The sequence below is a fragment of the Variovorax sp. 01N425 genome, assembly GCF_056399465.1.
The window spans coordinates 21,904-31,670 of record NZ_JBFTRJ010000031.1 but is presented as its reverse complement, the minus strand read 5'-3'; the positions used below and the strand labels follow the sequence as shown (position 1 = coordinate 31,670).

The window sequence follows — 9,767 nt, the reverse complement described above, 5'->3', positions numbered from 1 at the left end:
GTGGCCGAGCGAAGCAAAGGCCCGTGTGGTTTGCCCTCCCCTCTGTATGCGCCGAGGAGCGCAGCGTTTCGCGGATCAGGGCTCGCAGCTGTTTGAGCCGAAGGCGAGTTCTGCGAGACCCCGCGAAACGCGAGCACCGCAGGTTGCCCCGTAGCGCAGCGAAGGGGTCGCAGACAGTGGGGTCGCCTTTTCTTTGCTTACTTTCTTTTGGCGAAGCAAAAGAAAGTGAGTCCGCCGCCGGGCGGAATCCCGGCCCCGGAAAACAAAAAAACAAACCTCAAGACCACCGAGGCACAGCCTCATCCTTGAGCTGCCGCCGCAGCAGGTCATAGTCCGGCACCACGCTCTCCACCGTATCCCAGAACCGCTGCGAGTGGTCCATCACCCGCAGGTGCGCCAGCTCGTGCGCCACCACATAGTCGATCACCGGCAGGCGAAAGTGGATCAGCCGCCAGTTCAGCCGGATCGACCCATCCGCGCTCGCGCTTCCCCAGCGAGTCGCGGCATTCGACAGCGACAGCTTCTGCCACCGCACCCCCAGCCGGGGCGCGAAATGGTCGAGCCGCTCGATGAACAGCCGGCGCGCCTGCCGCATGAGCCAGGCTTGGGCGGCATCGCGGATCTGCGAGGCCTCGGCGTTCTGCGCCACGGCCAGGCGCAAAGTGCGCGGGCCGGCGGCGTCATCGCTTGCATCGAGCGTGCCGCCGACGCTTGCAAAGCCGTGCTTCGGATCGAGGCGGATCACGACCGTCTCGCCCATGAAGGGAAACTCCGCGCCGTCCTTCCAGTCGATGCGCGTGGCCTCGACGCGTGCGTGGCGCTGCTGCGTCTCCAGCAGCTTGCGCAGGATCCAGCCGGCCTTTTCCTGGATGGCGGCATCGACGTCGCGCAGCGTGACCCAGCGCGGCGCGCGCACCGACAGGCCTTCGGCGCCCACCACGAAGCCGATGGTCTTGCGCTTGCCGCGCTTGAACTCGTAGGCCACGCGCGCCGATCCCAGCACCGCTTCGCGCGTGGCCTCAGGGTGCACGAAGCTTGCGAGCGCGAGCGTGTCGCGCAGCGGGACGGCGGGCTGCGCGGGACCGGCGTCCCCGGCCCTGCCTGTTGGCTGCGCATCGGCGACCGGGGGTGCGGGCACGGCCGGCGGCGCCGCCTTTTTCCGAACCTTCTTGCCGCGCGGCTCGCTCGGCTTGGCCGGCGCAAACTCGTTGCCCAGCCCTTCGAACAGGTCCATCGTGAACTGAAGCAGTCCCCGCATCTCGGGCTCTTTCTTTTCTTCTACTTCAGCGCCTCTTGCGGCGCCTGCGGCAGCGGCAGGCTGTCGCGGTAGGCCTCGGGATCGAGCCGGCGCATCTCGGATTCGATCCAGGCCTCGACCTCGCGCATCAGCTCGTCGGGCTTGCGGCCCACGCTGGGAATGGCCGGGCCGATCGACACGTCGACCACGCCGGGACGCTTGATGAAGGCCTTGCGTGGCCAGACCTTGGCCGAGGTGACGGCCACCGGGATCACCGGCACGCCGGTCTCGCATGCGAGGCGCGTGCCGCCGCTCTTGTAGGTGCCCTTCTGGCCGCGCGGAATGCGGGTGCCCTCGGGAAACATGATGATCCAGATGCCCTGCGCCAGCAGCTTGCGGCCCTGGTTCACGACCTTGTTGAAGGCCTGCGCGCGCTGGCTGCGGTCGATGTGGATCATGTCGAGCCGGGCCATCGCCCAGCCGAAGAAGGGCACGTAGATCAGCTCCTTCTTGAACACGAAGGCCAGCGGATGCGGCATCAGCGTGGGCATCAGGAAGGTCTCGAAGGTCGACTGGTGCTTCACCAGCAGGACCGCGCCGGCCAGCTTGTCGGCGGGCAGGTTTTCCATGCCGGTCACGCGCGTCTGGATGCCCAGCAGCACGCGCGCGCCGCCGATGGCCCAGCTGAGCCACTGCACCGCCATCCAGTAGAGCGGAATGCCGCGCTTCCAGAGCGAACTGACGCACATGATGATGCCCCAGGGCACCACGGTGACGAGCATCCACAGGGCATGGACAACGGAACGGATAAAAGCCATCAGACAGCCACCTGCAGTGCAGCCTGCGCTTCGCGCGCAAGCAAAAAGTCGACAAAGGCGGCGAGGTTCTCGTGAACCACGGTGTTCGCCGGGTATTCGGGAGGCAGCGGATCGACGCCGCGGCAGGCCGCGCCCATGCCGGTGAGCAGCAGGTGCGGCTCGCAGCCGGCGGCCGCGCCGGCCTGCAGGTCGCGCAGGCTGTCGCCCGCGGTGGGCACGTCCTTCAGGTCGATGCCGTAGCGGTCGGCAATCTGGCGGAACAGGCCCGGCGCGGGCTTGCGGCAATCGCAGCCCTCATCGGGGCTGTGCGGGCAATAGAAGACCGCATCGACCCGACCGCCCACGGCCGCGAGCATCTTGTGCATCTTGGCGTGCATGGCATTGAGCGAGGCCATGTCGAACAGCCCGCGGCCCAGGCCCGACTGGTTGGACGCGATCACCACGTGCCAGCCCGCATGGTTGAGCCGGGCCACGGCCTCGAGCGCACCGGGCAGCGGCGTCCACTCGATGTCGCTCTTGACGAAGTCTTCGCGGTGCACGTTGATCGTGCCGTTGCGGTCGAGGATGACGAGTTTCATGGCAGTGCCGCCCATCGTGAGGTCGCCGGGGGGATGATCAAGCAGCCAGCCGCTCGAGCTGCGCCACGCGGTTCATCGCGGCGTGCAGCGACATCAGCAGGCCCAGCCGGTTCAGGCGCAGGTCGGCCTGTTCGGCGTTGACCATCACGCCGTCGAAGAACGCATCGACCGGCTCGCGCAGCGCGGCCAGGGTCTGCAGCGAAGCGGTGTAGTCGCCGGCATCGAACTGGGCGTTGGCCGCGGGCACGACCTCGGCCATGGCGGCATGCAGCGCCTTCTCGGCGGGCTCCTTCAGCAGCAGCTCGCTGACGTGCGCGTCGGCCTCAGGCGCCTTCTTGAGGATGTTGCCGATGCGCTTGTTGGCGGCGGCCAGCGCGGCGGCCGCGGGCAGTGCGGCAAAGGCGCGCACCGCCGCCAGCAGCTTGGGCACTTCGCCCAGGCGCTGCGGCCGCGGCGCCAGCACGGCGTCGACTTCCTGCGCGCTGGCGCCCTGCTCGCGCAGGCTGCCGGCCAGGCGGTCGAGGATGAAGTCCTGCAGCTCGGCCGTGGCCTTGCCGGTGTCGAAGCCGTCGATGTCCTTGAACTGCGCGGCGGCGTCCTGCAGCAGCGCGTCGAGCTTCAGCGGCAGGTCTTTCTCGATCAGCATGCGGATCACGCCGAGCGCATGGCGGCGCAGCGCGAAGGGATCGCGGTCGCCGGTGGGCAGGTTGCCGATGCCGAACATGCCGACCAGCGTCTCGAGCTTGTCGGCCAGCGCGACCACCAGGCCCACACTGTTGCGCGGCAGCTCGTCGCCGGCAAAGCGCGGCTTGTAGTGGTCTTCGATCGCGTCGGCCACCTCGGCAGAGAGGCCGTCGTGCAGCGCGTAGTAGCGGCCCATGGTGCCCTGCAGCTCCGGGAACTCGCCGACCATGTCGGTCACCAGGTCGGCCTTGGCCAGCTGCGCGGCCTGCACGGCATGCGCGATGAGCGCGGCGCCGCCGAGCTTTTCGGCGATGCCGCGCGCAATGCGCATCACGCGTTCGACGCGCTCGCCCTGGGTGCCGAGCTTGTTGTGATAGACCACCTTGCCCAGCGATTCGACGCGCGAGGCCAGCGACTTCTTGCGGTCCTGGTCGAAGAAGAACTTGGCGTCGGCCAGGCGCGGACGCACCACGCGCTCGTTGCCGCCGACCACCGCGCTCGCATCTTCCGGGCTGATGTTGCTGACCACCAGGAACTTGTTGGTGAGCCGGTTCGAGGCGTCCAGCAGCGGAAAGTACTTCTGGTTGGCCTTCATCGTGAGGATGAGGCACTCCTGCGGCACCTCGAGGAATTCGCGCTCGAAGCTGCAGACCAGCACGTTGGGCCGCTCGACCAGCGCGGTCACTTCGTCGAGCAGCGCGTCATCGTGGATGGGCACGGCAGCGCCGCCGACCCGCACGGCCGCGGCCGCGAGCTGGCGCGCGATCTCGGTGCGGCGGGCTTCGAAGCTCGCGATGACCGCGCCCTCGTCCTGCATCTGCAGCGCATAGCTGTTGGCGTCGCGCAGCACGACCGGATCGACGGCCGCCTCGAAGCGGTGGCCGTGGGTCTCGCGGCCGGCCTTCAGGCCGAGCGCCTCGACTGGCACCACGGCATTGCCATGCAGCGCCACCAGGCCATGCGCGGGGCGCACGAAGCTCACGCTGCTCCAGCCGGGCAGCTCGCAGCCGCTTTCGAGCTGGTAGCTCATCACCTTGGGAATCGGCAGCTTGGCAATGGCTTCGGCCAGCGCCTTCTGCAGGCCTTCGGCCAGCGTTGCGCCCTTGGCGGTGCTTTCGTAGAACAGCGCTTCGGCCTTGCCGTCCATCGCGCGCTTGAGGCCGGGCACGGCCGAGGCGTCGGCGCCCAGCGCGGCCAGGCGCTTCAGCAAGGCGGGCGTGGGCTGGCCCGAGGCATCGAGTCCCACGGCCACGGGCATGAGCTTTTGCGAGACGGCCTTGTCGGCGGCGCGCTCGGCCACGTGCGTGAGGTGCGCAGCGAGGCGGCGCGGCGACGCGTAGGCCGTGAGCACCGAGGCGGGCTCGGCGAGCCCCTGGGCCACGAGCTGGTCGCGCAGCACGCCGGCGAAGGCATCGCCGAGTTTCTTCAGCGCCTTGGGCGGCAGCTCTTCGACGAAGAGTTCGACCAACAGGTTCTTTTGCACGCTCGTCATCGCTCAGGCCGCCTTCTTCGTGATTTGTGCAACCCACTCGCGAGGCGCCATCGGAAAACCGAGCCGCTCGCGGCTCTCGTAGTAGCTCTGCGCCACGCTGCGCGCGAGGTTGCGGATGCGGCCGATGTAGGCCGCGCGCTCGGTCACGCTGATGGCGCCGCGCGCGTCGAGCAGGTTGAAGCTGTGCGCGGCCTTGAGCACCTGTTCGTAGGCCGGCAGCGCGAGCTGCTCGGTCATGAGGTGCCTGGCCTGCTTCTCGTGCGCCGCGAAGGCGGTGAACAAAAACTCGGCGTCGCTGTGCTCGAAGTTGTAGGTCGACTGCTCGACCTCGTTCTGCTTGTAGACGTCGCCGTAGCTCAGGCCGTCGGTCCAGGTGAGGTTGTAGACGTTGTCCACGCCCTGCAGGTACATGGCCAGGCGCTCCAGGCCGTAGGTGATCTCGCCGGTGATCGGCTTGCAGTCGATGCCGCCGACCTGCTGGAAATAGGTGAACTGCGTCACTTCCATGCCGTTGAGCCAGACTTCCCAGCCCAGGCCCCAGGCGCCGAGCGTGGGATTCTCCCAGTCGTCTTCGACGAAGCGGATGTCGTTTTTCTTCAAGTCGAAGCCCAGCGCCTCGAGGCTGCCGAGGTACAGCTCCAGGATGTTGCTGGGCGCCGGCTTGAGCACCACCTGGTACTGGTAGTAGTGCTGCAGGCGGTTGGGGTTCTCGCCGTAGCGGCCGTCCTTGGGGCGGCGGCTGGGCTGCACGTAGGCGGCCTTCCAGGGCTCGGGGCCGAGTGCGCGCAGGAAGGTGGCGGTGTGCGAGGTGCCCGCGCCCACTTCCATGTCGTAGGGTTGCAGCAGCGCACAGCCCTTGTCGGCCCAGTACGACTGCAGTTTGAGAATGATTTGCTGGAAGGTCAACATGAAGCAGGCCGGCGTGACCGGGCGTTGGACGGTAGCGCGATGAAGCACCGCGAAAGCAGACGATTTTACGGGCGGAGGGCCGCTCTCCCACAGCAAGCCGGCATGCCGGCCGCCTGCTCGGACCGGCCGGCCGTGCGACAACCGCGGGTCAGGGGCGCGCACCGTGCTTTTCCCGGGCTTCCTGTCCCCCGCGCCCGAACTTTCGCAGCCCGCCGGGCTCTTCCCCTCCTTTTTCCGGTTTCCATCGACATGCAGCCGTCTCCCCTCGGTCCGAACTCCCCCTTGTTCGTCGTTCTCAACGCCGGTTCCGGCAGCGCGGACGCCGCCGAAACCCGCGAAATCATCGAGCAAGGCTGCGCCGCGGCCGGCCGCAGGCTGCGCATCTTCCTGGTCGACGAACGCACGACGGTGCAGGCGCTGGCGCGCGAGGCGGTGGAGCGCGCCCGCGCCGTGGACGGCGTGGTGGTGGCCGCGGGCGGCGACGGCACCCTCAACACGGTGGCGCGGGCCACGCTCGGCAGCGGGCTGGCCTTCGGCGTGCTGCCGCAGGGCACCTTCAACTATTTCAGCCGCGCCCACGGCATTCCGCGCGACACGGCGCAGGCGCTGCAGGTGCTGCTGGACGAGCAGCCGCGGCCGGTGCAGGTGGGGCTGGTCAACGACCGCATCTTCCTGGTGAACGCCAGCATGGGCCTGTATGCCGAACTGCTGGAGGAACGCGAAAGCTACAAGGTGCGCTACGGCCGCAGCCGCTGGGTCGCGTTCTTTGCCGGCCTGCTCACCGTGATGCGCGGCCACCGGCACTGGAACCTGCGCATCGCCTCGCACGGGGTGGAGCGCGACATCCGCACGACCACGCTTTTCGTGGGCAACAACCCGCTGCAGCTGCTGCAGGTGGGCATCGCGCATGCCGATGCACCCGAGAACGGCCAGCTGGCCGCCGTGGCGCTGAAGCCGGTGGGCGTGCTGGCCATGCCCGGCCTGCTGGTGCGCGGCGCGCTCGGCCGGCTGGGGAACGCCGACGAGGTGCTGAGCTTTCCGTTCGAGTCGATGACGGTGAAGGCCGGCCGCCTGCACCCGCCGCGCCGCGTCAAGGTGGCCACCGACGGCGAGATCGCCTGGGCCGAGATGCCGCTGCTGTTCCGGGTCTCGCCCGAACCGCTGTGGCTGGTACGGCCCGACGTCGCGCCCGAGTTGGAGGCCGCCAAGCAATGAGCTGCCTGCTGCAGATCTCCGATACGCATTTCGGCACCGAACAGCCCGAGGTGATGGCCGCGCTCGAGCGGCTCGCGCAGGCCCTGGCGCCGCAGGTGGTGGTGCTCTCGGGCGACATCACGCAGCGCGCCACGCGCAGGCAGTTCGCGGCCGCACGCGCCTTCGTCGACCGGTTGGCCGCACCGGCCGTGATAGCGATTCCGGGCAACCACGACATTCCGCTGTTCCAGCTGGGGGCGCGCCTGTTCTCGCCTTATGGGCGCTACGCCGGCGCCTTCGGCACCGACCTGGAGCCGGTGTTCGAATCCGCCGACTGGCTGGTGGTGGCGGTCAACACCACGCGCTGGTGGCGGCATGCGGACGGCGAGGTCTCGCCGGCGCAGATCGAGCGGGTGGCAGCGCGGCTGGCGGGCGCCCTGCCTTCGCAACTGCGCGTGGTGGTCACGCACCAGCCGGTGATGGTGACGCGGCAGGAAGACATGCGAAACCGGCTGCACGGGCGCGAAGCCGCCGTCGCGCGCTGGTGCGCAGCCGGCGCGGACCTGATCCTGGGCGGCCACATCCACCTGCCGTTCGTGCGTTCGCTGCACGGTGCGTACGCCGGCTGCCCGCGCACCGCATGGGCGGTGCAGGCCGGCACGGCGGTGTCGTCGCGCGTGCGCGCGGGCCATCCCAATTCGGTGAACGTGCTGCGCCTGGGCGCGCCGGAAGACGGCCGCGTGTGCCAGGCCGAGCGCTGGGACCATTCGGCCGCCGACAAGGCCTTCGTGTGCGCCAAGGTTTTGCAGCTTCCGCTTGCCAGCGCCGGGGCGCCCGCTTAGGGTGCGCCGCATGCCGATGGAAGCCCCTGCACTCGTTCTTCTCGCCCGCCAGCTGGGCGAGCATTCACTGGCCTGGTTCGCCGGCGCCTTCGCCGTCTCGGTGCTCGGCGCCGGCCTGGCCTGCCGGGCATTGCAGCGGCGGCGCCTCAGGAGATCGTCGAACGAAGAACCCGATGAACCGCGGCTGGCCGCCGGGCTGGCCATCGGCTTCCTCTCGATCCTCGGGGCGGCCAGCCTGGTGGCATACATCGCATCGAAGCTCGGCGACGGGCGCCTGCTGGGCCTGGCCGACCAGGCGCTGGCCGATGCCATCGGCGAGCACCTGCCGTGGGCGGCGCTGGTGGCTTTCAGCTGGCTCACGCACCTGGGCGATGCCGAACTGCTGGCGCCGGTGTGCGTGGTGGTGGCGCTGCTGCTGTGGCGCCGCGCGCACCACGGCCTGGCGCTGGGCTGGGTCATGGCGCTCGGCGGCATCGTGCTGCTGAACCCGGCGCTCAAGCGCATCTTCGCGCGCGCGCGGCCGCTGCACGACCACGGGCTGGCGCTGGAGACGAGCTACAGCTTCCCGAGCGGCCACAGCGCGGGCGCGATCGTGAGCTACGGCATGCTGATGTACTTGGCGCTGCGCCTGCTGCCGGCGCGCTGGCATGTGCCGGCGGCCATGGCGGCCGCCGCCGCCATCGTCACCATCGCGTGCAGCCGCGTGTTCTTGCAGGTGCATTTCGCAAGCGACGTGGCGGCCGGCCTGCTGACCGGCCTGGCCTGGCTGCTCGTGTGCGTGGGCAGCCTCGAATACGCGCGGCACCGCAAGCGCCGCGCCGCGCGCTAGGGCGGGTCAATACTCCCAGAAGATGCGCTGCAGTTCTTTCGTGTCGCTGGTCTTGGTCAGCGCCACCATCGCCAGGATGCGCGCCTTCTGCGGACGCAGGTCGTGCGCCACCACCCAGTCGTACTTGTCGTCGGGCTGTTCGGCATTGCGGATCACGAAGCCGTCGGGCACGCGCGAGCTGCGGATGATGATTGCGCCGTCGGTGCGCGCCTTCTGCAGGTTGGGCACGATGCGGTTGGCCACCGAGCCATTGCCCGTGCCGCCGTGGATGATTGCCTTCACGCCGCTCTTGGCCAGCGCGTCGATGGCGATGGACGAGACGCCCTCGTAGCCCATCGCGATCTCGACCGGCGGCAGCGCGGTGATGGCGTCGATGTCGAACTCCGAACTCATGGTGTGGCGCTTGACCGGCGCGCGGAACCAGTAGTTCTTGCCCTCGACCACCATGCCGAGCGGGCCCCACTGGCTCGAGAAGGCGCTGGTCTTGATGTTGACGTTCTTGCTCACGTCGCGGCCGCTGTCGATGTTGTCGTTCATCGTCACGAGCACGCCCTTGCCCGCCGCGTCCTTGCTGCCGGCCACGCTGACGGCGTCGTACAGGTTGAGCGCACCGTCGGCGGAAAGGGCCGTGCCCGGGCGCATCGAGCCGACCACCACGATCGGCTTGCTGGTGTGCACGGTGAGCGTGAGGAAGTAGGCGGTTTCCTCGAGCGTGTCGGTGCCGTGGGTGATGACGATGCCGTCCACGTCCGCCTGCTTCGACAGCGCCGAGACGCGCTTGGCCAGCGTCAGCAGGTTGTCGTTGGTCAGGCTTTCGGAAGCGACCTGGAACACCTGCTCGCCGCGCACGTTGGCGATCTTGGAGAGCTCGGGCAGGCCGGCGATCAGCTTCTCGACGCCGACCTTGGCGGCCGCGTAGGTGGCGCTGTTGACGGCCGAGGCGCCGGCGCCCGCGATGGTGCCGCCGGTGGCCAGGATCACCACATTGGGCAACGCCTGCTGGGCTTGCGCCAGGGCGCTGGCCGCGAGCAGTGCGGCACCGGCCGCGAAGGCGCGGAAACGGGGGGAAAGGTACATGAAGGAACTCCTTTGTTGGGACGAAATTCTGGAAGCGGCGAGAAGATACATGAACCGTGCCCGCATGCCCTGCGCTTCCATGCCGGCATGGCATGCGGCCATGCGCC

General features: G+C 69.0%; 9 protein-coding genes. 3 read left to right on the top strand and 6 right to left on the bottom strand.

All coding sequences use genetic code 11. From position 1 onward, the window contains the following. Nucleotides 1–277: 277 nt before the first annotated feature. From AC1DSC_RS31740 to glyQ, 5 genes are read right to left on the bottom strand one after another with little or no spacing between them, the layout of a single operon-like run. Entirely contained in the window at nt 278–1,234 is a 957-nt protein-coding gene (locus AC1DSC_RS31740; RefSeq protein ID WP_436037683.1) for a M48 family metallopeptidase, read from the bottom strand. 44 nt (nt 1,235–1,278) lie between these two features. Beyond that, nucleotides 1,279–2,055 carry a lysophospholipid acyltransferase family protein gene (locus tag AC1DSC_RS31735; RefSeq protein WP_015867502.1) on the bottom strand — a complete coding sequence of 259 codons (777 nt, stop codon included), beginning with the start codon at nt 2,053–2,055 and terminating at the stop codon, nt 1,279–1,281. After that, nucleotides 2,055–2,648 (bottom strand): D-glycero-beta-D-manno-heptose 1,7-bisphosphate 7-phosphatase, encoded by a 594-nt coding sequence (gmhB, locus tag AC1DSC_RS31730; RefSeq protein WP_015867503.1) that lies wholly within the window; start codon nt 2,646–2,648, stop codon nt 2,055–2,057. Before gmhB ends, AC1DSC_RS31735 begins: the two co-directional genes overlap by 1 nt. 22 nt (nt 2,649–2,670) lie before the next feature. Beyond that, on the bottom strand, nt 2,671–4,809 hold the full coding sequence (gene glyS / locus AC1DSC_RS31725; RefSeq protein WP_436037184.1) for a glycine--tRNA ligase subunit beta: 2,139 nt from the start codon (nt 4,807–4,809) through the stop codon (nt 2,671–2,673). A 3-nt stretch (nt 4,810–4,812) separates the two neighbouring features. Continuing rightward, on the bottom strand, nt 4,813–5,718 hold the full coding sequence (gene glyQ, locus AC1DSC_RS31720; protein WP_062367296.1) for a glycine--tRNA ligase subunit alpha: 906 nt from the start codon (nt 5,716–5,718) through the stop codon (nt 4,813–4,815). A 249-nt stretch (nt 5,719–5,967) separates the two neighbouring features. Between glyQ and AC1DSC_RS31715 the strand changes: the two genes are divergently transcribed. From AC1DSC_RS31715 to AC1DSC_RS31705, 3 genes are read left to right on the top strand one after another with little or no spacing between them, the layout of a single operon-like run. Further along, nucleotides 5,968–6,933 (top strand): diacylglycerol/lipid kinase family protein, encoded by a 966-nt coding sequence (locus AC1DSC_RS31715; RefSeq protein WP_062367295.1) that lies wholly within the window; start codon nt 5,968–5,970, stop codon nt 6,931–6,933. Further along, the gene (locus tag AC1DSC_RS31710) at nt 6,930–7,754 is read left to right on the top strand and encodes a metallophosphoesterase family protein (protein ID WP_436037186.1); all 825 of its coding nucleotides are present in this window, start codon (nt 6,930–6,932) and stop codon (nt 7,752–7,754) included. The genes AC1DSC_RS31715 and AC1DSC_RS31710 overlap by 4 nt, the downstream gene beginning before the upstream one ends. A 10-nt stretch (nt 7,755–7,764) precedes the next feature. After that, nucleotides 7,765–8,583: a phosphatase PAP2 family protein gene (locus AC1DSC_RS31705; protein WP_436037188.1), complete on the top strand. Its 819-nt coding sequence runs from the start codon at nt 7,765–7,767 to the stop codon at nt 8,581–8,583. 6 nt (nt 8,584–8,589) lie between these two features. On the opposite strand, the gene AC1DSC_RS31700 is transcribed toward AC1DSC_RS31705, so the two are convergent. Further along, entirely contained in the window at nt 8,590–9,660 is a 1,071-nt protein-coding gene (locus AC1DSC_RS31700; RefSeq protein ID WP_015867509.1) for an asparaginase, read from the bottom strand. Nucleotides 9,661–9,767: the final 107 nt, after the last annotated feature.